Source organism: Kineococcus anabasis (assembly GCF_054590795.1).
In genome coordinates this window covers 225,235-249,978 of record NZ_BAAIHU010000006.1, presented here as the reverse complement: position 1 = coordinate 249,978, position 24,744 = coordinate 225,235, and the positions used below count along the sequence as shown (strand labels likewise).

Genomic DNA, 24,744 nt, shown 5'->3' with positions numbered 1-24,744 from the left:
CGTACCGGGAGGAGCGCACCGTGGGTGTCGACCTGAGCAAGGGGCACGAGGAGCACCGGCCCGGGCAGACGCCGGTCCCGCCGGCCGCTGTGACGTGGGACGTGGCGCGGGAGGCCGCCGCGCTGCGCGAGGTCGGGCGGGACGCCGCGGAGGTGGCGCGGCAGGCCGCCCGGGAGATCGCGGAGGTGGCCCGGCAGGCCGGGCGGCAGGCGGCGGAGGCGGGCAGGCAGGCCGGCCGCGAGGCGGCGGAGGCGGGCAAGCAGGCCGGGCGGCAGGCGGCGGAGGCCGGCAAGCAGGCCGCGCAGGCGGGTAGGCAGGCCGGGCGCGAGGCGGGCGCCGCCGCGAAGGAGGCCCGCGCCCTGGCGCGGGTCGCCCCGGCGGCCGTGGCCGCACCCGGTGCGCACCCGGCCCGCGGCTGCGCCCGCGGCGCGGGGCTCGACCTGCCCCGGATCGGTCACGTCTCCGGCGCGACGGTCCACGCGGTGCACACCTTCTGGCTCTTCGCGTGGATCGCGCTGTTCGCGATGGGCATCCCGCAGCTGGCGCTGCCGGTGATGTTCCTGTGGATCGCGGCGGGCGCCGTGCAGGGCCGCTACGCCGCGGACCGCCGCCGGGAGCAGCGCCTGGCCGCCCCGCCGGCGCCACCGCCGGCACAGCAGCTGCCGTCCGCGCCGCCGCCCCTCAGCGAGGGGGCGCGCGCCACGCAGGAGTTCAGCCGCGCCGTGCGCACCGCGCTCCAGGCCGCGGCGCACCTGCCCCCCGGGGCGCTGGACCGGGTCCGCGACCTCGACGCGGTGGTGCGGCCCCTCCTGGCGCGCGCCGCGGAGCCGGGCGTGGACCCGCGGGCCGTGCACGACCTGCACGCCCTGGCCGGGGAGTACCTGCCGCAGGCCGTGCACGGCTTCCTGCGGCTGCCCCCCGAGGTGGCGGCCTCGCGCACCGCCTCGACGGGCACCACACCCGCGGAGGACTTCACCGAGCAGCTGCGCCTGCTGCACGAGGGGGCGGTGCGGCTGCGCGCGGCCGTCCACGGCGCCGACGCCGAGCGCCTGGCGACCCAGCGGCGGTTCCTGGAGGCGAAGTTCCGCCGCTCCGACCTGGACCTCTGAGCGCTCCCGCCCCCCGGCGGGACGGGCCCCGGCGGCGGCCGGGCACCGCCGGGGCGCCACGATCGTTGCCCCCTCGACCGGAGGGGCAGCCTGTGGGCGCCGGGCCTGATGCGGTAGGAACGAGGCGCACCACCGCACGGCGCCACGGGCACGGCCCCGCGGGTCCGGGGGACCCGGACCCCGACGACGACGCGACAGGAAATGGAGCAGCACATGGGCGTCAGCCTCAGCAAGGGCGGCAACGTCTCCCTCACGAAGGAGGCCCCCGGCATGACCCGCGTCACCGTGGGTCTCGGCTGGGACGCGAACACCTTCACCGGCTCGGAGTTCGACCTGGACGCGCAGGCCATCATGGTCGGCCCGGACGGCAAGGTGCCCGGCGACGGGTTCTTCGTCTTCTTCAACCAGCTCAAGAGCCCGGAGGGCTCCGTGGAGCACCTCGGCGACAACCTCACCGGTGCCGGTGAGGGCGACGACGAGCAGATCAACGTCGACCTCGCCGCGGTCCCGGCCGAGGTCGACAAGGTCATCTTCACGGTCGCCATCTACGACGCGGACACCCGCCGGCAGTCCTTCGGCCAGGTGCGCAACGCCTTCATCCGGGTGGTGAACACCGACAGCAGCGCCGAGGTGGCGCGCTACGACCTGTCGGAGGACGCCTCCACCGAGACCGCGATGGTGTTCGGCGAGCTCTACCGCGCCGGCGCCGACTGGAAGTTCCGCGCCGTGGGCCAGGGCTACGCCAGCGGCCTGCGCGGCATCGCCCAGGACTTCGGCGTCAACGTCTGACCCACCCCCCGACAGCCGGCAGCCCCGCCCCGGCCTGCGCCCCCCCTCCCGGGGGGCCAGGCTGGGGCGGGGCCACGCCCTGCCCGCCCTGCCCGCCGAGCCCCCGAGCCACGCTCGTCCTCGCCACCAGCCCGGAGCCCACCTGATGCTCAAGACCTACGGATGGTCCTTCGCCGTCCTCATCGCCGGCCTCGTCGGCGCCATCCTGTACGGCGGCCCGACGGCCCTGCTGCTCACGGCGATCCTGGTCGTCCTCGAGGTCAGCCTCTCCTTCGACAACGCCGTGGTGAACGCCACGGTGCTGCGGCGGATGAACGACTTCTGGCAGAAGATCTTCCTCACCGTCGGCGTCCTGATCGCCGTCTTCGGCATGCGCCTGGTCTTCCCGGTGCTCCTCGTGGCCGTCACCGCGAACCTGGGGCCGATCGAGGCCATCCAGCTCGCCATGGAGCAGCGGCCGGAGAGCGACCCGACGTCGTACGCCGCCATCCTCAACGACGCCCACCCGACGATCGCGGCGTTCGGCGGGATGTTCCTGCTGATGCTCTTCCTGGACTTCATCACGTCCGAGCACGAGGAGTACTGGATCGGGCCGGTGGAGCGCCTGCTCTCGCACGCGGGCAAGCTGGAGGGCCTCTCGACCATCATCGCCGGCACGGTGCTCGTGGTGGCGGTGGAGACGTTCGCCCAGAGCCACCGGGACACCGTCCTGTTCGCCGGTCTGCTCGGCATCCTCACCTACCTGCTCGTCAACGGCCTCGGCGAGGTGTTCAACATCGACGTGGAGGACGAGGACGGCGACGACGACAAGACCGGCGCCGGTGCGGACAAGCACCTCGCGGCGCAGGCCCAGCAGACCGAGCGGGCCGGTGCGGCGTCCGCCCCGGCGCGCAGCGGTCCCAGCGAGGCCGCCCGCGTGGGCGGCAAGGCCGCGTTCTTCCTCTTCCTGTACCTCGAGGTGCTCGACGCGTCGTTCTCCTTCGACGGGGTCATCGGGGCGTTCGCCATCACCTACGACCCGATCATCATCGCGATCGGTCTCGGCGTCGGCGCCATGTTCGTCCGCTCGATGACGGTCCACCTGGTCCGCGACGGCACCCTCTCCCGGTACCCGTACCTGGAGAACGGCGCGATGTGGGCCATCGGCGCGCTGGCGGTCATCCTGATCATCAGCATCGAGATCCACATCAGCGAGATCATCACCGGCCTCATCGGTGTGGCGTTCATCGGTGCCGCCCTGGCGTCCTCGATCGTGCGCAACCGGCGCGACCCCGAGCACGCCGTGGTGCACGCCGGCCACCGAGCGGGGAGGGAGGGGCAGTGCCGCTGGAGTACACGCACCGCGGGCCGCACCAGCCCTCCCCGCTCGTGCACACCTTCCTGGGGCGTCCGCGCCCCGCCCGCAGCACCCGGGGCCTGGCCGACCACCTGGCCCCCCGGCCCGCGACACCCCGGCCGGCGCCGCGTGCCGCGCCCACGCCGCCGCCGCCCGCGGTCCCCGGGCCTGCGCCGCTCGTGCTCTCCCGGCCACCGCACCCGGCGCCGGCGCGGCAGCCGGCCGCCGCGGCCCCGCCCGCGAGCGCCCCGCCCCCGGCGGCGGAGGTCGGCGCCCCGCGGGTGAGCGAGAAGGTCACGGTGCTGGACCGGGAGCGGCCGGTCACGACGCTGCGGGCGGCGCAGCGCTCCGGCGGCACCGTCCGCGCCACCCTCACCTGGCGGCCCCAGCTCTCCCGCGCCGGGGTGCGGCTGTCCACGGACGTCCACCTCGGCTGCCTGTGGGAGCTGCGGGACGGGCCCGCCGGGATCGTGCAGGACCTCGGCGGTGCGTTCAGCGCCCCCGGGTTCGGCGCCCGGCAGGTCCTGCGCCTGGGGCCCCGCTCGGAGGAGACGGGGGAGGAGCTGCTGCTGGACCTGCGGCACGTCGACGCGCTGCGCCGCATGGTCCTCTTCGCCACCGGCCGCCGCAGGAGCCCGGACTGGGCCGCCCTCGACGCGGTCCTCACCGTGCGGCTGCCCACTGGCGAGCGGCTGCGCGTCGCGCTGGAGCCGCCGCCCGGGCCCGCGCTGAGCTGCGCCGTGGTGAGCGTCCACAACGTCGGCGGTGACCTGGTCCTGCGCCGGGAGCTGGACTACCTCGACGGCCCGCAGCGCGCCGTGGCCGAGGCCTACGGCTGGGACCTGCCTTTCGGCCCGGACGGCACGTCGGTGCCCACCACGCGCTGAGCGCCCCCGGCGCCGCATCGGCCGAGCGCCCCCGGCGCCGCACCCGCCGAGCGCCCCCGGCGCCGCGGTGCGGGGCACCGGTGGGAGGCTCCGGGAGTTGCCTGACAGTGCACACCCCGGCACCGTGCCGGGACGACGAGAGGACGACGACGTGGCAGTGAACCTCGGCAAGGGCCAGAAGATCTCCCTGGCCAAGTCCGGCAGCGGTGGCGGCGGTCTGACCAGCGTGGCGATGGGGCTGGGCTGGGACGCCGTGGTGAAGAAGGGACTGTTCGGCCGGAAGAAGTCCGCCGACATCGACCTCGACGCCTCGTGCCTGATGTTCGACACCTCCGGTGCCCTCGTGGACCAGGTGTGGTTCTCGCAGCTGCGCAGCAAGGACGGCTCCGTCCTGCACACCGGCGACAACCTCACCGGCGCCGGCGAGGGCGACGACGAGGTCATCACGGTGGACCTCACCACCGTGCCCCCGCAGGTGCAGACCCTCGTGTTCGTCGTGAACAGCTTCACCGGGCAGGACTTCAGCCAGATCGACAACGCGTTCTGCCGGCTGGTGGACTCCACGACGAACACCGAGGTGGCGCGTTACCAGCTGTCCGGCTCGGGCAGCCACAACGCCCAGATCATGGCCAAGCTCACCCGCGAGGGCGGCAGCTGGGCGATGACCGCACTGGGCGGGACCGCCAACGGGCGCACGTTCCGCGACCTGCTGCCGGCGGTCACCCCGCACCTGTGAGCCCTCGCCGCCGGCCCGCCGGCGGCGAGGACGGCGCCGCGGGGCCTGCTCCCGCGGCGCCGCGAGCACGCCGGGCCGGCGCGCCAGGCCGGCCCGGCGCCCCCGGGACCCGCCCCTGTGCCACCCCCGTCGTGCCCGCCCCGGCGCGCCGGGGCCCGCCCCGTCCACCCACGTGGTCCAGCCAGGAGGTCCCGTGCAGCACTTCGCCCACCTCCCGCCGGACGTGCGGGCGCAGCTCTTCCACCGCGACCCGCACCCGGTGACGCACTCCTCCCCGGTGCCGGAGCTGGCGTGGGCCCTCGGCGCCACCCTGTACTGCCCCGCGACCCGGCCCGAGCTGGCCGCCGACCTCGGCCGGCTGGCCGCGCGGGGACTCCTCAGCGCCGTGGCGTGCCTGGAGGACGCGGTGCCCGACGCGCGCCTGGCGGAGGCCGAGACGCGGCTGGTGGAGCAGCTGCGCCGGCACCACCGCGACGTCGCCGACGGCCTGGCCGCGCCCCTGATGCTGTTCGTGCGGGTCCGCACCCCGGAGCAGCTGTGCTCCGTGGTGGAGCGGCTCGGCGAGGACGCCGCGGGGGTGGCCGGGTTCGTGCTGCCGAAGTTCGGCGCGCCGGGGCAGGCGGAGCCGGAGCGCTTCCTCGGCGCCGTCGTGGAGGCCCGCAGCGCGCTGGGGCGGCCGCTGTGGGCCATGCCGGTCGTGGAGACCGCCGACGTCCTGCACCGCGAGACGCGCCTGGAGGCGCTCCTGCGGGTGCGCGAGGTCCTGAGCGCGGCCCGCGACGTGGTGCTGGCCGTCCGCACGGGTGCCACCGACCTGTCCGCCGTGCACGGCCTGCGCCGCCCGCGCGGGGTGACGGTGTGGGACGTGCGCGTCGTCGCGGACGTCCTCGGTGACGTCGTCAACGTCCTGGGCCGCCTCGACGGGACGGGGTTCTGCGTGACGGGGCCCGTCTGGGAGCACTTCACCTCCGGCGAGCGGCTCTTCCGCACCGGGCTGCGGGCCACCCCCTTCGAGCAGGTCGACGTGCGGGACCTGCGCCCGCGGATGCTGCGCGACGACCTCGACGGCCTGCTGCGGGAGGTGGAGCTGGACCGGGTGAACGGCCTGGTCGGCAAGACGGTGATCCACCCCGGCCACGTGCCGGTCGTGCACGCCATGTCGGTGGTGCCGCACGAGGAGTTCTGCGACGCGGTGGACGTCGTCGGCGCGGGGGACGGCGTGATGGCCAGCGCGTACGGCAACAAGATGAACGAGGCGAAGCCGCACCGGGCGTGGGCCGAGCGGGTGCTGGCGCGCGCGACGACGTTCGGGGTGGCCGCGGAGGGGGTGTCGGTGATCGACGTCGTCGCGGCGCAGGTGGAGGCCGCGGACCGGCTGGACCGCCTGGCGTTCCCCGCCCGGCAGCGCGCCGCCGGGACCTCGCCCGCCCCCGCCGCACCGGCGGGCGCCGTGCCGGAGGCCGTCGTGCCCGATGCCGGGGGGCCGCGGTGAGCGCGGGGACGGCGGCGCGGGCCACCGCGGCGGCCCCGGTGCCCGCCGGGTGGTCCGGCCGCTGGGTGGCCGGGCGGCTCGGGATCACCCTGCGCACCACCGCCTCCGTCGACGGCCTGCACCTAGCGGACCTCGCCGGGCTCGCGGTGCGGCGCAACCCCCGGCGGGCGCACCTGCTGGTCTCCACGGTCCTCGGCAAGCACGTGCCCACCGACCCGCGGCTCGTGCGGGCCGCGGGGCTGCGCCTGGGGGAGGTCGTGGCGGCGGCGCTGCGCGGGGGACCGGTGCCCGCCGGTGCGGGCGCGCCGGTGTGGCGGGCCGCGCTGGCCGGTGACGGGAGCGCCGCCGCGCTGCTGGAGCGGGACGTGAGCGGGCGCCTGGCCGCGCTCCCGGCGCCGCCGCTGGTGCTGGGCTACGCCGAGACGGCGACCGGCCTCGGCCAGTGCGTCGCGGAGGCGCTCGGCGCGCCGCACCTGCACTCCACCCGCCGCGCGGTCGCGGCGCCGCCGTACGCGGGGTTCACCGAGGACCACTCCCACGCCAGCGACCACCGGCTGCTGCCCACGGACCCGGAGGTGCTGGCCGCGCTCGCCGCGCCCGGGGTGCCGCTGGTCCTCGTGGACGACGAGCTCTCCACCGGCCGGACGGTCGCCAACACGGTGCGGGCGCTGCACGCCGCCACGCCCCGCGAGCGCTACGTCGTGGCGAGCCTGCTCGACCTGCGCCCCGAGGACGACCGGGCGGTGCTGGCCTCGCTCGCGGCCGAGCTCGGCTGCCGGGTCGACGTGGTCTCCCTCGCCGCGGGGACGGTGGAGCTGCCCGCCGGGGTGCTGGCCGCGGGCGAGGCGCTGGTGGCCGCCACCCCCGGGGAGCCGGTGCCCGCCCCGGCTGACGCGGCGGAGCTCGCCCGTCTCGTGCCCGTCGACGTCGGCTGGCCGGCGGGCCTGCCGGTGGGCGGCCGGCACGGCGCCCCCGCGGCCGTCCACGCCCGGCTGGAGGCGGCGCTGGAGGTGGCGGGCGCCCGCCTGGTGGCGGCGGTGCGCGGGGCGCTGGCGGAGGTCGGGACCGCCGGTGCCGGGGCGGCCGGTGCCGGGCGCGTCCTGGTGCTGGGCACCGAGGAGCTGCTGCACGTGCCGGCGCGCCTGGCGGCTGTGCTGGCCGGTGCCCTCGACGGGGCGCGCGTGCGCTCCTCCAGCACGACGCGCTCGCCGGTGCTGGCGGTGGACGACGCGGGCTACGCGCTGCGCTCCACCGTGCGCTTCGACAGCACCGACCCCGCCGTCGACGGGCCCGGCGCGCGCTACGCCCACAACGTGGCGGGCACCGGGCCGTGGGACGTGACGGTCCTGGTCGTCGACGACGCCAGCGAGCCGCAGGCCCTGCGCGCGCCGGGGGGGCCGCTGCTCGCCCTGCTGCCCACCACGGGCAGGCTGCTCCTCGTGACGCTGCCCGCCGACAGCCCCGGCGCCCCCTCCGAGGTGCCCGCACCCCCCGCGCGCGGCTCCGTGCCGCCCCCGCGCCCGCAGCCGCCGGCCCAGCCGCCGGCCGACCCGCTGCCCGAGCCGCTGGCCGGCCCCGCGTTCGGCTCCTACGCCCCGCAGGACGTGCGCTGGCTCCTCACCGACCTCTCCGGCGTGCGCCTGGAGGCGCCGGCGGAGGAGCGGGAGGAGGCCATCCAGTCCGGCGGCGCCCACTACGCCGAGTCCCTGCCGGTGGAGTACCAGCCCAGCGCGGAGTACACCCACCTCTTCGACGCGGCGCTGGAGCGCAGCGCGCGGCGGGTCGCCCTCGGCGTCGGGGTCGTCGCGGAACTGCTGCGGCGCGAGCGCGGCGAGCACCTCGTGCTGGCCTCCCTGGCGCGCGCGGGTACCCCCGTGGGCGTGCTGCTGCGGCGCTGGGCGCAGCGCCGCTGGGAGCTGGACTGGCCGCACCTGGCGGTGTCCATCGTGCGCGGGCGGGGCATCGACACCGTGGCGCTGCGCTGGCTGGCCGCGCACCACGACCCCGCCGCGGTGGTGTTCGTGGACGGCTGGACCGGCAAGGGCGCCATCGTCCGGGAGCTGTCGGCGGCCCTAGACCGGCACGCCTCCGCCTGGGGGCAGCGCTTCAGCGACGACCTGGCCGTCCTGGCGGACCCCGGGCAGTGCGTGCGCACCTTCGGCAGCCGCGAGGACTACCTCGTGCCGTCGGCGTGCCTGAACAGCACCGTCTCGGGGCTGGTCTCGCGCACCGTCCTCAACGATCGGCTGCTGCGGCCAGGGCAGTTCCACGGCGCGAAGTCCTACGCGGAGCTCGCGGCGGCCGACGTCTCCAGCAGGTTCCTCGACGCGGTCTGCGCGCGGTTCGGGGAGGTCGCGCCCCTCGTCGCCGCGGAGGCGGACGCGGTGGCCGCGGGGGAGCGCGAGGCCACCTTCGCGGGCTGGCGTGCGGTGGAGGAGGTGTCCGCGGCGTACGGCATCGGGGACGTGAACCTCGTCAAGCCCGGGGTGGGGGAGACCACGCGGGTCCTGCTGCGCCGGGTGCCGTGGCGGGTCCTGGTGCGCCCGGCGGAGGAGCTGGCCGACCCCGGCGCCCTGGAGCACGTGCGGCTGCTGGCGGACCAGCGCGGCGTGCCGGTGGAGGAGGTGCCGGGGCTGGCGTACTCGGCGGTCGGGCTCATCCACCCGCGTTTCACCCGCGGCGCCACCGGCGCGGACGGCAGGGCGGTGTGAGCGCCCTGCTGGCGGCCAGCGACCTCGACCAGACGCTCGTCTTCTCCGCCCGCTCCGCCCGCGCGGACGTGGCAGGCCTGGTGTGCGTGGAGACCTACCAGGGGCGGGAGATCTCCTGGGTCACCCCCCGCGCGCACGCGCTGCTGGAGGCGCTGGCGGGCACGGGACTGCTCGTGCCGGTCACCACGCGCACGCCGGCGCAGTACGCGCGCATCCACCTGCCCGGCCCGCCGCCGCGGTTCGCGGTGTGCGCCAACGGCGGCGTGCTGCTCGTGGACGGCCTGCCCGACGAGGAGTGGGCGCAGGGGGTGCGCGCGCACGTCGCCGCGTGCGCGCCGCTGGAGGACGTCTCGGCGGCGCTGGCCGACCTCGCCGCGGAGCTGCTCGCCGCGGCGCCCGGCTCGGAGCCGGCCGGGCTGCACACGGTGCCGGGGTTGTTCGCGTACGCGGTGCTGCGGCCCGGGCAGCGCGAGGCCCTCGCCGCGGAGCGCCTGGAGGAGCTGGGGTTCCTGCTCGCGGGCTGGCGGTACGGGCTGTCCCTGCAGGGCCGCAAGCTGTACGCGGTGCCGCGGGGGCTGACGAAGTCGGCGGCGGCGGCGGAGGTGGTGCGCCGCACGGGCGCCGCGGGGTTCCTCGCCGCCGGGGACTCCCTGCTCGACGCGGACCTGCTGCTGGCGGCGCGGGAGGGCAGGCGCCCGGCGCACGGGGAGCTGCTCGCCGCCGGCTGGCACAGCCCCGCGGTGCCGGTGACGGCCGCCTCCGGGGCCGCTGCGGGCGAGGAGATCGCGGAGTGGTTCCTCGCGCGGGTGGGCGCGGGGGAGGCGGTGGGCGCCGGGCGCTGATCCGGCGCCGCGCTTCAGCGGCGCCGCTCGGCGCTCGTCCGCTCCTCACCAGCCGTCCCACCGCCCGGCGCCGCCTCCGGCGCGACCCCCGCCGCCTCGAGGGCCGCGTCGATCGCGGCGCGCTGGGTGCTGGGGGAGTAGGTCTCCGGGTCCGCGGCGGCGAGGGCGTTCAGGCCCTCGACGAGGGCGACGAGCCCGGCGGCCGCCTGCCGGGAGGCGGTGGCACCGGTGTCCGGGCGGCAGGCGCCGAGCAGGCGGGTGACGCGGTCGAGGAAGCGGCGACTGTTGCGGACGTGCCGCTCGGCGAGGTCGGGGTCGGCGAGGGCGGCGGCGAGGAAGCCCACCCAGACGCGCGCCTCCTCCCGCTCCGCCTCGTCCAGGCTGGCCGCCTGGTGCAGCAGCGAGCGCAGCACCTGCGCGGGCGGTGCGCCCGCGGCCTCCAGGGCGTCGGCGCGGGCCGCGGTGCGCTCGTGGAGCAGGTCGCGGGCGTGCAGGAGGAGGGCGCGCTTGTCGCCGAAGGCGTGCAGGACCAGACCGGTGGTGCACCCGGCGCGCGCGGCGACGGCCCGCAGTGTGAGGCCCTGCAGCCCCTCACCCGCGAGCACGTCCCACACCGCCGCCGACAGCCGCTCCTGCTGGCCGGCCACGTCACGCCGTCGTGCCACCGCTCCTCCGTGCCGGGGGAGGTCCCCCTGTCCGCACCGACTTACCGTAACAACTGTTACGGTAACGCTTGTCACGTCCCGCAGAGGAGGATCCCATGACCACGACCACCCCCGCCGGCACCACCCGCGCACCGGCCGTGCGCGTCATCGCCGAGGACTGGAACGCCCCCGACGGCGCCCGGCTGCGCGCCGCCCAGCGCGCAGAGCTCGACGCCCGATACGGGTGCGAGGACCACGAGCCCGGTGCCGCGCCCTCCGCCACGGACGTCTGCGTCTTCCTCGTCGCCCGCGACGGGGCGGGCCGGGCTCTCGGCTGCGGGGCGCTGCGCCTGCTGTCCGCCTCCAGTGCCGAGATCAAACGCATGTACGTCGAGCCCGCGGCCCGCGGTACCGGCGTGGCCGTCGCGCTCCTGCGCGGGCTGGAGGAGCGCGCCCGCAGCCTCGGCGTGACGACGATGCTGCTGGAGACCGGGAGCGAGCAGCCCGAGGCCGCGCGCTTCTACGAGCGCGAGGGGTACACCCGGGTGGAGAACTTCGGCCCCTACGCCGGTGCGCCGCTGTCGCTCTGCTACGGCCGCGGGCTCTGAGGCCCCCCGTCGCGCGCCGCGCGGCGGCACTGCTTGTCGGCGTACATCGCGGTGTCGGCCCGGTGCACGACCTCCCTGACCGGCTCGCCGGGCCGCCACTGCGCCACCCCCCGGGAGAACCCCACCCCCGGCACCGCCGCGGTCATCCGCGCCAGCACCTCCTCGGCCACCGCGGAGTCGGTGTCCACCAGCAGCAGGCCGAACTCGTCACCGCCCACCCGCGCCAGCACGTCGTGCCGGCGCAGCGTCGAGGACCACTCCCGCGCGGCCTCCCGCAGCAGCCGGTCGCCCTCCGCGTGCCCGAGCGTGTCGTTCGTCTGCTTCAGGCCGTCGATGTCCAGCACCGCGACGCTCAGCGGCTGCCCCGTCCGCTGCGCGTGCGTGCTCGCCCGCTCCAGGTGCTCCTCCCACGAGCGCCGGTTCGGCAGCCCGGTGAGCGGGTCGAGCAGGGCCTCGCGCTGCAGCTTCGCCACGAGGTCCGACCGCTCCAGCGCCGCTGCGGCGTGCCCGGCCAGCAGGGGCAGCAGCCGCCGGGCGCGCGGCGGCGGGGCCGGCTTGGGACCGGCCCAGCACACCGTCAGGACCCCCAGGACGTCCGGCTCGCGGTCCACCGGTTCCACCAGCACCGCCCGCGCCCCGAGCGCGTCCGCGAGGCGGGCCGTGCCCGCCGGGCCCGTCGCCAGGTCACCCGCCCACTGCTGCCGGCGCGTCAGGAACGCCCGCACGCACGGCGAGGCGGCGTCCGCCAGGTCCACCTCCACCGGCCCGGCGCTGCCCGGCAGCCCCGCCCGCTCCGCCGAGGCGCTCTCCCGCAGCGCGCCGCCGCGCGGCTCCAGCAGGTACGCCCGGTCCGCCCCCGAGAGGGTCAGCGACGCCCGGCACAGCAGCTCGCGGGCCTGCGCCGGGTCGCCGGTGTGGACGAGGGAGCGGGTCAGCTCGCCGAGGTGGGCGGTCTCCTCTTCCCACGCCTGCAGCACCTGCCCGACGACCTCCGTCTCGTCGACGGTGCTGCTCATCACCAGCTCCGCCGTCACCGGCTGGATGGAGATCCGCACGTGCCGGCGGTTCTGCGCGTCGTACTGGATCGACTGCCTGCGCGTGATGGGCCGCTGCGAGCGGGCGCAGCGCTCCAGCCGGCCGCGCAGCCCGTTGCCCGCCAGGCCCAGGATGTCCGTGGGCCGCTGCCCGGCGCGCAGGTGGATGTCCCCGTAGGGCAGCGCGGCCGCCGCGGCGTTGTAGCCGACGAGCACGAAGTCGTCACCGCTGCGCGCCCACAGGTACGCCGGGTCCGCGAGGTGCTCGAACAGCGCCGCGAACCCCGCGTCGACCTCGGTGAGCAGCACTCCCGCGAGTGCCCTCCCGGGATCGGCGGGCAGGTCCTGCGGTGCGCTCGTCATCCGGCCGGTTCTCCCTCGGGCGTGGCGGAGCTAGCAGCCAGCTCCTCGACCCGCGGTCAGGGTAGACGCCCGCACCCGCGCGCGCAGGACGATCGCCGCGGCGCGCCGGACGCGGTGCCTCAGTAGACGTCCCGCGCGTAGCGGCGCTCCTTGGCGAGCTGCTTCAGCCACGCCGCCGCCCCCGCCTCGTCCAGACCGCCGTGGGTGACGGCGACCTCCCGCAGCGCCGCGTCCACGTCCTTGGCCATCCGCGCCGCGTCGCCGCAGACGTACAGGTGCGCCCCGTCCCGCAGCCACGACCACAGCTGCCGGCCGTGCTCGCGCATCCGGTCCTGCACGTACACCTTGGCGCGCTGGTCGCGGGAGAACGCCGTGTCCAGCCGGGTCAGGGTGCCGTCCCGGAACAGCTCGTCCAGCTCGTCGCGGTAGGTGAAGTCGTGCGCGCGGCGGTGCTCGCCGAAGAACAGCCAGTTGCGGCCCAGGTGCCCGCGGGCCCGCCGGTCCTGGAGGAAACCCAGGAAGGGAGCGATCCCCGTGCCCGGTCCCACCATCACCGCCGGGGTGGCCGGGTCGGCGGGCGGGCGGAAGGTGGCGTTGCGCTGCACGAAGACCCGGACCGGGCTGCCGGCCGGGGCGTCGGCGAGGAAGGCGGAGGAGACGCCCGTGCGGGGCCTGCCCAGCGGGGACTCGTACCGCAGCACCGAGACGGTCAGCGCCACCCGCCGCGGGTCCACCAGCGGGCTGGAGGAGATGGAGTACTGCCGCGGCTGCAGGCGCTTGAGGACCCCGGCGAGCTCCTTCGCGCTCGCCGGGACGGGGTGCTCGGCGAGGACGTCCACGACCTGCCGGCCCCACGCCCACTTCTCCAGCTCCCCGCGGTTGTCGGGGCGCAGCAGCCACTTCAGCTCCCGCCGCGCGGTCCGCTCGGTGACGAACCGCAGCAGCTCGGGGGTGATGCGGGCGATGTCCAGGTGGTGCTCCAGCGCCTCGCGCAGCGGCACGCCGTCCGCGCCGGCGACGTCGACGACCTCCTCCGGGTCCAGCCCCGTCACGTCCAGGAACTCCGCCACGAGCCCGGCGGCGTTCACCGGCAGCACCCCCAGGGCGTCGCCGGCCTCGTAGTCCAGGGGCACCTCGCTGTCGCCGGTGTCCAGGACGAACCGGCGCACCTCCTTCGTCGCCCCCGGCAGGCTCAGCAGCCGGTTGCCGACGAGGCGCGCCGTGCCGGTGGCTGAGCGGCCGGTGCGGGCCGCGGGGCGTGCGGCCGGGGCGCCCGCCGCGGTGGGCGTGGCGGTGGTGGTGGGCGCGGTGGTGGTGGGCGCGGTGGTGGTGGGCGCGGTGGTGGTGGGCGCGGTGGTGGTGGGCGCGGTGGCGGCGGGGACCTCCCGCTCGGCGGGGGCGGGCGGGGCGGCGGGCAGCGGCACCGGGGGTTCGGCGCCCGGGGCGGGCGGCGCGGCGGGGGAGCTGCCGGGAGCGGCCCCGGTGGCCGCGTCGTCCGCCAGTGCCGCGAGCACCCGGTCCAGCCAGGTCCCGGCGGCCGAGCCGTCGTCCTCCGGGCCGCAGTCGGCACGCCCGGCGAGGCGGGTGGCGCCCAGCGCGGCCAGCCGCTCGTCCAGGCGGCGGCCGTGCCCGCAGAAGTCGTCGTAGCTCGGGTCGCCGAAGGCGAGCACGGCGAACCGGCAGCCGTCCAGGCGCGGTGCGTCGGCCGCCACGAGCGCCTGCCAGAAGTCCGCGCCGTTGTCCGGGGCGTCCCCGTCGCCGAAGGTGCTGGTCACCAGCAGCAGGTCCACCGGGCGCGGCAGGGCCCCCGGCTCCCGCTCGTCCATCCCGGCGAGCTGCGGTTGCAGGCCCGCCTCCGACAGGCGGGCCGCCGCGGTCTGCGCGAACTCCTCCGCCGTGCCCGTCTGCGAGGCCCACAGCACCAGCAGCGGGCGCGCCGGGGCCGTCGCCGTCACGGCCGGCAGCGGCGCGCTCCCCGGGCCGGGGGCCGCCGGGGCAGTCGAGCCGGGACGGGCGAACACCCCGGCGAGGAAACCCTCTACCCACAGCGCGTTCTCCGGGGTCAGCGGGGAACCCGCGGGCAGGGCGGGAACCGTCCGGGCCTGCGCCGGTGCGGCCTGCGGCGCGGCCTGCAGCCCGGCGACGAGCCCGGCCAGCCAGCGCCGCTCCGCCTCGCTGAACTCCGGCGGGCGCACGTCCGCGAGGCCCAGCGCCGAACCCAGCGCCGGCACCTGAACCTGGACCGGCGCCTGGACCGGCTCGGGTGCGGTGCCCGCCGCCGCGTCCACTCCCGACCGGGGCGCCGGGACCTGCACGCCCGGCTGCGCACCCTGCACCGCCCCGGGCACGGGCGCCGTGGTCGGGCCGGCCACCTTCGCCAGCGCCACCGCGCACACCTTCAGCTCCGGCTGGAACGACAGCGGGTCCACCGCGTCGCTGGTGACGGCGTTGACGGCGAGGTCCTCGCCGAAGAGGTCGCCCCAGTGGAACGGGGCGAAGCAGTTGCCGGCCATCACCCGGTCGGTCACCACCGCCGGCAGGACCGCCCGGCCCCGGCGGGAGAGCACCTCCACGCGGTCCCCGTCCACCACGCCGAGCCCGGCGGCGTCCGCGGGGTTCACCTCCAGGAACGGCCCCGGGTTGAGCTTGTTGAGCTTGGCGACCTTGCCCGTCTTCGTGAGCGTGTGCCACTGGTGCTGCACCCGGCCGGTGTTCAGCACGAACGGGTGCTCCTCGTCCGGCATCTCCGCCGGCGGCACGTGCGGGCGGGCGAAGAACACCGCCCGGCCGCTGGGCGTGGCGAACACCAGCTCCGGGCGGGTGCCGTCCCCGAGCTCCAGCACCCGCTGGCTGACCCCGTCGTTGCGGTAGCGCACCGGGTTGCGCTCCGGCCCGCCCGGCGCGGCGGGCCACTGCACCGGGCCGGTGCGCAGCCGCTCGTACGTCACGCCCCGCAGGTCGTAGCCCGTCTGCGGGTTCCAGGTGCGCCGGATCTCCTCGAACACCTCCTCCGAGGAGGCGTAGGCGAACCCCTCGGTGAAGCCCATCGCGCGGGCCACCCGGCAGATCAGCAGCCAGTCCGGCAGCGCCTCCCCGGGCGGGTCCACCGCGGCCCGGGCCAGGGTGATGTTCCGCTCGCTGTTCACCATCACCGCGTCCGCCTCGGACCACATCGCGGCGGGCAGCACCACGTCCGCGTAGGCGTTCGTCTCCGTGGCGGCGAAGGCGTCCTGTGTGACGACGAACTCCGCCGCCTCCAGCCCGGCCACGACGGTCCCCCGGTTGCCGACGGAGGCCACCGGGTTCGTGCAGATCACCCAGCACGCCCTGATCCGCCCCGCGGCCATCTGCTCGAACATGTCCACGGTGCCGCGCCCGAAGCCCTCGCCGCGCACGGTCCCGCGCGGCACGTCCCACAGGTCCTCCACGAACTCCCGGTCCGCGGGGGACAGGGCCGTGCGCTGGCCGGGCAGACCGGGGCCCATGTAGCCCATCTCCCGCCCGCCCATCGCGTTGGGCTGGCCGGTGAGGGAGAACGGTCCGCTGCCCGGGCGGCAGATCGCGCCCGTGGCCAGGTGCAGGTTCACCAGCGCGTTGGTGCTCCACGTGCCGTGGGTGCTCTGGTTGAGGCCCATCGTCCAGCAGCTCATCCAGTTCGCGGCGCCGCCGATGAGGCGGGCGGCCTCCCGGACGTCCGCCTCGGGGATGCCCGTGGTGCGGGAGACCGCGTCCGGGGTGTAGTCCGCCAGGAACTGCGGCATCGCCTCCCAGCCCTCGGTGTACCGGGCGATGAACTCCTCGTCGACGCGGCCCTCGGCGAGCAGCAGGTGCAGCAGCCCGTTGAGCAGCGCCAGGTCGGTGCCCGGGGTGATCTGCAGGAAGAGGTCCGCCTTGTCCGCGGTGGCGGTGCGGCGCGGGTCCACCACGACCAGCTTCGCCCCGGCGCGGACGCGCTCCATCATCCGCAGGAACAGGATGGGGTGGCAGTCGGCCATGTTGGAGCCGATGACGAGGAACACGTCGGCGGTGTCGAAGTCCTCGTAGGAGCCGGGCGGGCCGTCCGCGCCGAGGGAGAGCTTGTAGCCGGTCCCGGCGCTGGCCATGCACAGCCGGGAGTTGGACTCGATCTGGTGGGTCCGCACGAAGCCCTTGGCGAGCTTGTTCGCCAGGTACTGCGCCTCGGTGCTCATCTGCCCGGACACGTACAGCGCCACCGCGTCGGGGCCGTGCTCGTCGAGGACCTGCCGCAGCCGGCGCCCGGTCAGCTCCACCGCCTCGTCGACGGGGGTGCGGACGGGCTCGGCGCCACGGGTGGGGCGCACCAGGGCGGTGTCGAGGCGGCCGGGGGCGGTGAGCATCTCCACGCTCGTGGCGCCCTTGGTGCACAGCCGGCCCGCGTTCGCCGGGTGCTCCCGGTCGCCCACCACCTTCAGGGGGATGCGCCGGCCGGAGGGCTGCACGGCCACGTCGAGGACCATGCCGCAGCCCACCCCGCAGTAGGAGCACACCGTCCGCACGCGCTCGGGCGCGCCGTCCGGTGGGTGCGTCGCTCCTGCGGTCACGTCCCCGCCCTCCCTCGCGCCTGTGGTGGCGGGGGCGGGCACACGTCCCGCCCCCGTCCGCCACGGTAGGAAGGGGCCGTTGCGGGGACGTGTCGGCGCGTGCCCGCGGGCGTTACGCGGGCCTCTCGCGTGTTACGGCGGTGCGTGAGGTGGGCCGCGGGGGCGGGCCTCAGGACTCGAAGGACTGCTCCGGCGCGGGGAACGCGCCGTCGCGGACCTCGGCGGCGTAGGCGCGGGCGGCGTCGGCGAGGGTGCCGCGCAGGTCGGCGTACCGCTTGACGAACCTCGGCGCCCGCCCGCCGCGCAGGCCGGCCATGTCCTGCCACACGAGGACCTGCGCGTCGCAGTCCGGGCCCGCGCCGATGCCGACGGTGGGGATGCGCAGCTGCTTCGTGATCCGGCCGGCCACGTCGGCGGGGACCATCTCCAGCACCACGGCGAACGCCCCGGCCTCCTCCACGGCGAGGGCGTCGGCGACGACGTCCTCCCCGGCGGCGCCGCGGCCCTGCACCCGGTAGCCGCCCAGGGCGTGCTCGCTCTGCGGGGTGAAGCCGATGTGCGCCATCACCGGGATGCCGGCGTCCACGAGGGCGCGGATGCGGGAGGCGGAGCGGCGCCCGCCCTCCAGCTTGACCGCGTGCGCGGGGCCCTCCTTCATCATCCGCACGCCCGAGCGCACCGCGTCGGCGTCGGAGACCTCGTAGGAGCCGAACGGCAGGTCCGCCACGACCAGGGCGTGCGGTGCGCCGCGCACCACCGAGCGCACCATCGTGACCATCTCGTCCACCGTCACCGGCAGCGTCGTCTCGTGGCCCAGGACGTTGTTGCCGGCGGAGTCCCCGACGAGCAGGACGGGGATGCCGGCCTCGTCGAAGACCTCCGCGCTGAGCTGGTCGTAGGCGGTGAGCATCGCCCACCGCTGCCCGCTCTCCTTCCAGTTGCGCAGGTGGTGCAGCCGGGTGCGCCGGCGCCCCGGTGCGGGGGCGGCCGGGCCGGTGCCGTAGGGGGCCTGCTCGCTCACGAGGGTGCTCCGTCCGTGCCGGTGGGGGTGTCCGCGCCGGCGGCGGTGCCGAGGCCGGCGTCCTCGGGGATCGCCGGGGGCGCCAGGGCCTCCGGTGCCGCGGGCTCGCGCCAGCGGCTGGTGACGGGCAGGCGCCGGTCCCGCCCGAACGCCTTGAGGGAGATCTTCGTGCCGGGGGCGAACTGCCGGCGCTTCCACTCCGCGCGGTCCACGAGGGTCACGACCTTGTCGACGACCTCGGCGGGGAAACCCTGCGCGACGAGGTCCGAGCGGCCCCGGTCGCCCTCGACGTAGTCGTCGAGGATGTCGTCGAGGACCGCGTAGTCGGGCAGGGAGTCCTGGTCCACCTGGCCCGGCCGCAGCTCCGCCGACGGGGGCTTGGTGATGCTGTTCTCCGGGATCGGTGGCCGCTGCCCGCGCGCGGCGGCGTCGGCGTTGCGCCAGCGGGACAGCTCCCACACCAGCGTCTTGGGCACGTCCTTCAGGGGGGCGAACCCGCCCACGGAGTCCCCGTAGAGCGTGGAGTACCCCACCGCCAGCTCGCTCTTGTTGCTGGTGGCCAGCGTCAGGTGGCCCTCCTGGTTGGAGATGCCCATCAGGGTCGTGCCGCGGACGCGGGCCTGGAGGTTCTCCTCCGCCACGCCCGTCAGCTCCACGTTCGCCAGGTACGCCTCGACCATCGGCGCGATCGCCACCGTGCGGTAGCGCAGCCCCGTGCGCTCCGCGAGGTCCGCCGCGTCGCCGCGGGAGTGCTCCGAGGAGTACACGCTGGGCATCGAGACGCCCACGACGTTCTCCGGGCCCAGGGCGTCCACCGCCAGCGCCGCCACGAGCGCGGAGTCGATCCCGCCGGACAGGCCCAGCACCACGGAGCGGAAACCGTTCTTGCGCACGTAGTCCCGCAGCCCCGTCACCAGCGCCGCGTAGACGTCCGCCACGTCCGGCAGCGGCTCGTGCCGCGCCGCGGGCACCGGCTCGTACGGGGCGGTGGGTTCCTCCGAGACGACGACGCGCCGCACGTGCGGGTGCTCCCGGGGCCCCGGCGCCGCGGCGGGCAGGTCCAGGTCCACGAGCAGCAGGTCCTCGCGGAACTGCGGCCCCCGGGCCAGCAGCTCCCCGTCCGGGGAGACCACGAGGGAGTCCCCGTCGAAGACCAGCTCGTCCTGGCCGCCGACGAGGTTCACGTAGGCGAGGGTGGCCTGCGCCTGCGCGGCGCGGCGCGTGACCAGCTCCAGGCGCACGTCGTCCTTGTCGCGCTCGTAGGGGGAGCCGTTGAGGACCGCCAGCAGGCCCGCGCCGGCCTCGCGGGTCAGCGACACCGGCCCGCCCTCCTGCCACAGGTCCTCGCAGATCGCCAGGGCCACGTCCACCCCGCGCACCCGCACCACGACGAGCTCGTCGCCGGGCACGAAGATGCGCGCCTCGTCGAAGACGCCGTAGTTGGGCAGGTGGTGCTTGGCGTAGCGGGCGACGACCCCGCCGCGGTGCAGCACCGCGGCGCAGTTCTGCGGCAGCCCGCGCGGGCGCCCGCCGAGCACGCCGGGGCGGGTGTCCACCTCCGCGCGGTCCAGGTAGCCCACGACGACGGGCAGCTCCCCGTGCCCGGCGGCGGCCAGGTCCGCGGCCAGGCGCCGCAGCCCGGCGCGGGAGGCCTCCACGAAGGAGGAGCGCAGCGCGAGGTCCTCCACCGGGTAGCCGGTGAGCACCATCTCGGGGAACACCGCCAGGTGCGCGCCCGCCGAGGCGGCGCGGCCCGTCCACTCCACGACCGCGGCGGCGTTGCCCCCGAGGTCCCCGACGCACGCGTCGATCTGGGCCAGGGCGACCCGCAGCTGAGGCATGGCGCCAGCGTAGGGCGTCACCCGGCCGCCCCGGTCGGGCGATGCGGGCCACGGCGCCCTCCCCGCTCGCACCCCTGCCCCCGCGGGGCGCCGGACGGCCCCCGGCGGGCCTCGCGGGCGGGCCCGACACGGCCCACGAGGAGCCGGTCGTGCCTCCCCGCGCGCTCGTGGTGGAGGATGCAGCCCAAGCAGGCGCCCGGGGGAGCACCCCGGGAGCGCGGACGGCGACGGGAAGGGTGTCATGGACCGCCAGCAGGAGTTCGTGCTGCGCACCATCGAGGAGCGCGACATCCGCTTCGTGCGGCTGTGGTTCACCGACGTGATCGGCACGCTGAAGTCGGTGGCCATCGCCCCCGCCGAGCTCGAGGGCGCCTTCGGGGAGGGCATCGGCTTCGACGGCTCGGCCATCGAGGGCCTCTCGCGGGTGTCGGAGTCCGACATGCTGCTGCAGCCGGACCCCTCCACCTTCCAGGTGCTGCCCTGGCGCACCGACGGCCAGCACCCCGGCACCGCGCGCATCTTCTGCGACGTGCACACCCCCGACGGTGAGCCGGCGATGTCGGACCCCCGCAACGTCCTCAAGCGCGCCCTCGACCGGGCCGCCGGTCTCGGCTACACCTTCTACACGCACCCCGAGATCGAGTTCTACCTCTTCAAGGGGCCCCTGCAGCGCGGGGCCGTGCCCGAGCCCGTCGACTACGTCGGGTACTTCGACAACTTCCCCGGCGGCACCACGCACGACTTCCGGCGCACCGCCATCACCGTGCTGGAGAGCATGGGGATCTCGGTGGAGTTCAGCCACCACGAGGGCGGGCCGGGGCAGAACGAGATCGACCTGCGCTACGCCGACGCGCTCACCACCGCCGACAACATCATGACCTTCCGCACCGTGCTGAAGGAGGTCGCCGGCGAGATGGGGCTCTACGCGAGCTTCATGCCCAAGCCGCTGGAGGGCCAGCCCGGCTCCGGCATGCACACCCACCTGTCCCTCTTCGAGGGCGACACCAACGCCTTCTACGAGGCCGGGTCGGAGTACCAGCTCTCCCGCGTGGGCCGGCAGTTCATCGCCGGCGTCCTGCGGCACGCCGGCGAGATCACCGCCGTGACCAACCAGTTCGTCAACTCCTACAAGCGGCTGTGGACCGGCGGGGAGGCCCCCTCCTACATCTGCTGGGGGCACAACAACCGCTCCGCGCTCGTGCGTGTGCCGATGTACAAGCCGAACAAGGCGCAGTCCGTGCGCGTGGAGTACCGCGCCCTGGACGCCGCCGCCAACCCGTACCTGGCGTTCGCGGTGCTGCTGTCGGCGGGCCTGAAGGGCATCGAGGAGGGCTACGAGCTGCCCGAGGGCGCCGAGGACGACGTGTGGTCCCTCACCTCCGGCGAGCGGCGCGCCATGGGCATCCACCCGCTGCCCTCCAGCCTGGAGCACGCCATCGCGATCATGGAGGACTCCGAGCTGGTCGCCCAGACCCTCGGGGAGGGCGTCTTCGACTACTTCCTGCGCAACAAGCGCCAGGAGTGGTCCGACTACCGCGCCCAGGTCACCCCGTTCGAGCTGCAGCGGTTCCTGCCGCTGCTGTAGGACGCACCCGTGTCCGTCCCCCCGCGCCAGCCCGCGCCCGCCACCCGCCGCAGCAGCACCACCGCGCTGCTCGCCCGCTCGGGGTTCACCGACGCCGAGCGGGCGCTGCGCATGCTGGAGGACCCCGCCCTGCAGTCGGTCCTCGGCGTGCACGGGCCCGGCGGGGACGCGGGGGGCGACCCCGTCGCGGCCGACCTCGTGCGCGCCCTCGGGCTCACCGCCGACCCCGACTCCGGCCTGCTCGGCCTGGCCCGCTGGTGCGCCGCGCTGAGCGGCGACGCACCCGGGGCGGCCGCCGCGCGCGAGGTCCTGCGCGGCGCGGCCGGCGGCGGCACCCGCGCGCGGCTGCTCGCCGTCCTCGGCGGCTCCACCGCCCTCGCCGACCACCTCGTGCGCCACCCCGCGCACTGGCAGGTCCTGACCGACCCCACCGCACCCGGCGCCGCGGCCCTGCGCGCGGAGCTGCTCACCGCCGTCGGCGCCGACCCCGGCGAGCAGGCCCCCGTCGCCGGCCGCGCCCCCACCGAGGCCTCCCTGCCCCCCGTCGACGCCCTGCGGGTGGCCTACCGCCGCCGCCTGCTCGGCCTCGCCGGGCGCGACCTCGCCGCCGAGGACCCCGCCGCCGCGATGCCCGACGCCGGCCGGGAGCTGGCCGACCTCGCCGCCGCCGCGCTCGAGGCCGGCCTGGCCGTCGCGCGCGCCGAGCTGCCCGACGCCGGGGCCGGCTGCCGCCTCGCCGTCCTCGGCATGGGCAAGACCGGCGGGCGGGAGCTGAACTACGTCAGCGACGTCGACGTCGTCTACGTCGTCGAGCCCGCCGACGGCACCGACCGCGAGGAGGCCCTCGCCACCGGCGCCAGGCTCGCCGCCGGGCTGCAGCGGGCCTGCTCCCAGCACACCGCCGAGGGCAGCCTGTGGGAGGTCGACCCCGCCCTGCGCCCCGAGGGCAAGCAGGGCCCCCTGGTGCGCACCCTCGACAGCCACGTGGACTACTACCGGCGCTGGGCCAAGACGTGGGAGTTCCAGGCGCTGCTCAAGGCCCGCCCCGTCGCCGGCGACACCGCGCTCGGCGCCGCCTACGTCGCGGCGCTGCGGCCGATGGTGTGGGCGGCCAGCGAACGCGACCACTTCGTCGACGACGTGCAGGCCATGCGCCGGCGCGTGGAGCAGAACATCCCCGCCAAGGAGGCCGGGCGCCAGCTCAAGCTCGGCCCCGGCGGCCTGCGCGACGTGGAGTTCAGCGTCCAGCTCCTGCAGATGGTCCACGGCCGCACCGACGACCGGCTGCGCAGCCCCAACACCCTGGAGGGGCTGGAGGAGCTCGCGTCGCACGGCTACGTCGGGCGCTCCGACGCCGGGGAGCTGGACTCGCACTACCGGCTCCTGCGCTGCCTGGAGCACCGCCTGCAGCTGCACCGCCTGCGCCGCACCCACGTCCTGCCCACCGCCGAGCCCGACCTGCGGCGCCTCGGCCGGGCGCTGGCGCTGCGCGCGGACCCGGTGCGCCAGCTCCAGGAGCAGCTCGCCCGCACCCGCCGCGACGTGCGCCGGCTGCACGAGAAGCTCTTCTACCGCCCGCTGCTGTCGGCGGTGGCGCGGCTGTCGGTGGCCGACGCGGGCCTCGACGTCCGGCTGACGCCCCAGGCCGCCCGCCAGCGCCTCGCCGCCCTCGGCTACCGCGACCCGGCCGGTGCGCTGCGGCACCTGGAGGCCCTCACCAGCGGGGTGAGCCGCCGCGCGTCCATCCAGCGGACCCTGCTGCCGGTGATGCTGCAGTGGTTCGCCGACGGCGCCGACCCCGACGCGGGCCTGCTGGCGTACCGGCGGGTGTCCGACCACCTCGGCGCCAGCCAGTGGTACCTGACGATGCTGCGCGACTCCGGGGCCGCCGCCGAGCGCCTCGCGCACGTCCTGGCCGCCGCCGACCTGCCCGCCGAGCTGCTGCTGCGCAGCCCCGAGTCGGTGGCCGTCTTCGCCGACGACGAGCGCCTCGCCCCCTACGACCGGGCGCAGGTGCTGGAGGCGATGCGCGCGGCCGTGGAGCGCCGCTCCGACCAGCCCAGCCCCGTCCTGCCCGCCCGCGGGGTGCGGCGCCGGGAGCTGCTGCGCACCTGCGTGGCCGACCTCGTGGGCCTGCGCGACCTGCACGGCGTCGGCCGCGCCCTCGCCGACGCCGACGAGGCGCTGTTGGAGGTCGCGCTGGAGGCCGCGGTGCGCACGGTGGAACGGCGCGAGGACCGCCGCGTGCCGACCCGGCTGCTCGTGGTGGGCATGGGGCGCCTGGGCGGGCGGGAGAACGGCTACGGCAGCGACGCGGACGTGCTGTTCGTGCACGACCCGGAGCCCGGCGCCGACGAGAACGCCGCCCAGGCCGCCGCCCTGGCGGTCGTGGCGGAGCTGCGCCGCTCCCTGGCCGGGGCCGGTCCGGAGCCGGGCCTGGACGTGGACGCCGACCTGCGCCCGGAGGGCCGCCAGGGCCCCCTCGTGCGGTCCCTGGCCTCCTACCGGGCCTACTACGAGCGCTGGTCCGCGCCCTGGGAGGCGCAGGCGCTGCTGCGGGCGCGGCCCGTCGCCGGCGACACCACCGGCCTCGGGGCGCGCTTCACCGAGCTGGTCGACCCGCTGCGCCGGCCGGCCGGCGGCCTCACGGAGGCGAACCTGCGGGAGGTGCGGCGCATCAAGGCCCGCGTGGAGGGCGAGCGCCTGCCGCGGGGGGCGGACCCGCTGCGGCACATGAAGCTGGGCCGCGGCGGCATCGCGGACGTGGAGTGGACGGTGCAGCTCCTCCAGCTCTGCGGGGCCGCCGAGCACCCCGGGCTGCGCACCACCTCCACGGTGGGCGCGCTGGAGGCGGCGGTGGAGGCGGGGCTGCTCGCGGCGGAGGACGGCGCGGAGCTGCGGCACGCCTGGGAGTTCACCTGCCGGGTGCGCAACGCCGTCGTGCTCTGGCACGGCAAGGCGCGCGAGAGCCTGCCGACGCAGCGCAGCGCCCTCGACGGCGTCGCCCGGATCATGGGCTGGCCGCCCGGTGCGGCGGGGGAGTTCGAGGAGGAGTACCTGCGCGTCACCCGGCACGCCCGCGCGGTGGTCCAGCGGGTCTTCTACGGGGGCTGAGGCAGGATCCGCCGCGCCGCGCCGGTGCGGGGCGGTGGCGCGGCGGGATCCGCCGTCCGTCGGCACCTGC

Annotated in this window: 16 protein-coding genes; 11 read left to right on the top strand and 5 right to left on the bottom strand. The window is 76.6% G+C overall.

Translation table 11 applies throughout. The annotated features are described in order from the left end of the window. Positions 1–20: 20 nt before the first annotated feature. The 8 genes from ACYQBY_RS09940 (at position 21) to ACYQBY_RS09905 (ending at position 9,902) form a co-directional block, all read left to right on the top strand. Entirely contained in the window at positions 21–1,109 is a 1,089-nt protein-coding gene (locus ACYQBY_RS09940; protein WP_459643692.1) for a hypothetical protein, read from the top strand. A gap of 213 nt (positions 1,110–1,322) precedes the next feature. Then, the gene (locus ACYQBY_RS09935; RefSeq protein ID WP_459643691.1) at positions 1,323–1,898 is read left to right on the top strand and encodes a TerD family protein; all 576 of its coding nucleotides are present in this window, start codon (positions 1,323–1,325) and stop codon (positions 1,896–1,898) included. A 145-nt stretch (positions 1,899–2,043) separates the two neighbouring features. Then, complete coding sequence (locus tag ACYQBY_RS09930) at positions 2,044–3,519, top strand: DUF475 domain-containing protein (protein ID WP_459643690.1); 1,476 nt, start codon at positions 2,044–2,046, stop codon at positions 3,517–3,519. Then, on the top strand, positions 3,516–4,121 hold the full coding sequence (locus tag ACYQBY_RS09925; protein ID WP_459643689.1) for a hypothetical protein: 606 nt from the start codon (positions 3,516–3,518) through the stop codon (positions 4,119–4,121). The genes ACYQBY_RS09930 and ACYQBY_RS09925 overlap by 4 nt, the downstream gene beginning before the upstream one ends. A 151-nt stretch (positions 4,122–4,272) precedes the next feature. Then, entirely contained in the window at positions 4,273–4,857 is a 585-nt protein-coding gene (locus tag ACYQBY_RS09920; protein WP_459643688.1) for a TerD family protein, read from the top strand. A 193-nt stretch (positions 4,858–5,050) separates the two neighbouring features. Beyond that, positions 5,051–6,349: an HpcH/HpaI aldolase/citrate lyase family protein gene (locus ACYQBY_RS09915; RefSeq protein WP_459643687.1), complete on the top strand. Its 1,299-nt coding sequence runs from the start codon at positions 5,051–5,053 to the stop codon at positions 6,347–6,349. Beyond that, the gene (locus ACYQBY_RS09910) at positions 6,346–9,060 is read left to right on the top strand and encodes a phosphoribosyltransferase (RefSeq protein WP_459643686.1); all 2,715 of its coding nucleotides are present in this window, start codon (positions 6,346–6,348) and stop codon (positions 9,058–9,060) included. Before ACYQBY_RS09915 ends, ACYQBY_RS09910 begins: the two co-directional genes overlap by 4 nt. Beyond that, on the top strand, positions 9,057–9,902 hold the full coding sequence (locus ACYQBY_RS09905) for an HAD family hydrolase (RefSeq protein WP_459643685.1): 846 nt from the start codon (positions 9,057–9,059) through the stop codon (positions 9,900–9,902). Before ACYQBY_RS09910 ends, ACYQBY_RS09905 begins: the two co-directional genes overlap by 4 nt. A 14-nt stretch (positions 9,903–9,916) precedes the next feature. Here ACYQBY_RS09905 and ACYQBY_RS09900 read toward each other — a convergent pair whose 3' ends face one another. Further along, positions 9,917–10,567, bottom strand: a complete 651-nt coding sequence (locus ACYQBY_RS09900) for a TetR/AcrR family transcriptional regulator (protein ID WP_459643684.1) — start codon at positions 10,565–10,567, stop codon at positions 9,917–9,919. Between the two features lie 95 nt (positions 10,568–10,662). Here ACYQBY_RS09900 and ACYQBY_RS09895 point away from each other — a divergent pair, with 95 nt between their 5' ends. Continuing rightward, a complete protein-coding gene (locus ACYQBY_RS09895) occupies positions 10,663–11,154 on the top strand; it encodes a GNAT family N-acetyltransferase (protein ID WP_459643683.1) in 492 nt (163 codons plus the stop codon). Here the strand turns inward: ACYQBY_RS09895 and ACYQBY_RS09890 are convergent. The 4 genes from ACYQBY_RS09890 to ACYQBY_RS09875 all read right to left on the bottom strand — a co-directional run bounded on the left by ACYQBY_RS09890 (position 11,136) and on the right by ACYQBY_RS09875 (position 19,975). Continuing rightward, positions 11,136–12,551, bottom strand: a complete 1,416-nt coding sequence (locus ACYQBY_RS09890; RefSeq protein WP_459643682.1) for a GGDEF domain-containing protein — start codon at positions 12,549–12,551, stop codon at positions 11,136–11,138. The two genes, ACYQBY_RS09895 and ACYQBY_RS09890, sit on opposite strands and share 19 nt — an antisense overlap. A 119-nt stretch (positions 12,552–12,670) precedes the next feature. Beyond that, positions 12,671–17,113: a molybdopterin-dependent oxidoreductase gene (locus ACYQBY_RS09885; RefSeq protein ID WP_459643681.1), complete on the bottom strand. Its 4,443-nt coding sequence runs from the start codon at positions 17,111–17,113 to the stop codon at positions 12,671–12,673. 169 nt (positions 17,114–17,282) lie between these two features. After that, positions 17,283–18,134: a 3-methyl-2-oxobutanoate hydroxymethyltransferase gene (gene panB / locus ACYQBY_RS09880; protein WP_459643680.1), complete on the bottom strand. Its 852-nt coding sequence runs from the start codon at positions 18,132–18,134 to the stop codon at positions 17,283–17,285. Continuing rightward, on the bottom strand, positions 18,131–19,975 hold the full coding sequence (locus ACYQBY_RS09875; protein WP_459643679.1) for an NAD+ synthase: 1,845 nt from the start codon (positions 19,973–19,975) through the stop codon (positions 18,131–18,133). The genes panB and ACYQBY_RS09875 overlap by 4 nt, the downstream gene beginning before the upstream one ends. Positions 19,976–20,216: 241 nt before the next feature. Between ACYQBY_RS09875 and ACYQBY_RS09870 the strand changes: the two genes are divergently transcribed. Together ACYQBY_RS09870 and ACYQBY_RS09865 are read left to right on the top strand one after the other, a co-directional pair. Beyond that, positions 20,217–21,560, top strand: a complete 1,344-nt coding sequence (locus tag ACYQBY_RS09870; RefSeq protein WP_459643678.1) for a glutamine synthetase family protein — start codon at positions 20,217–20,219, stop codon at positions 21,558–21,560. 9 nt (positions 21,561–21,569) lie between these two features. After that, a complete protein-coding gene (locus ACYQBY_RS09865; RefSeq protein WP_459643677.1) occupies positions 21,570–24,674 on the top strand; it encodes a bifunctional [glutamine synthetase] adenylyltransferase/[glutamine synthetase]-adenylyl-L-tyrosine phosphorylase in 3,105 nt (1,034 codons plus the stop codon). The last annotated feature ends 70 nt before the right edge of the window (positions 24,675–24,744 follow it).

What these genes read in the sequence shown, in the direction of transcription:
- ACYQBY_RS09935 (WP_459643691.1), top strand. Translation starts at nt 1,323, where the DNA reads ATGGGCGTCAGCCTCAGCAAGGGCGGCAACGTCTCCCTCACGAAGGAG.
- ACYQBY_RS09930 (WP_459643690.1), top strand. Translation starts at nt 2,044, where the DNA reads ATGCTCAAGACCTACGGATGGTCCTTCGCCGTCCTCATCGCCGGCCTC.
- ACYQBY_RS09895 (WP_459643683.1), top strand. Translation starts at nt 10,663, where the DNA reads ATGACCACGACCACCCCCGCCGGCACCACCCGCGCACCGGCCGTGCGC.
- ACYQBY_RS09890 (WP_459643682.1), bottom strand. Translation starts at nt 12,551, where the DNA reads ATGACGAGCGCACCGCAGGACCTGCCCGCCGATCCCGGGAGGGCACTC.
- ACYQBY_RS09875 (WP_459643679.1), bottom strand. Translation starts at nt 19,975, where the DNA reads ATGCCTCAGCTGCGGGTCGCCCTGGCCCAGATCGACGCGTGCGTCGGG.
- ACYQBY_RS09870 (WP_459643678.1), top strand. Translation starts at nt 20,217, where the DNA reads ATGGACCGCCAGCAGGAGTTCGTGCTGCGCACCATCGAGGAGCGCGAC.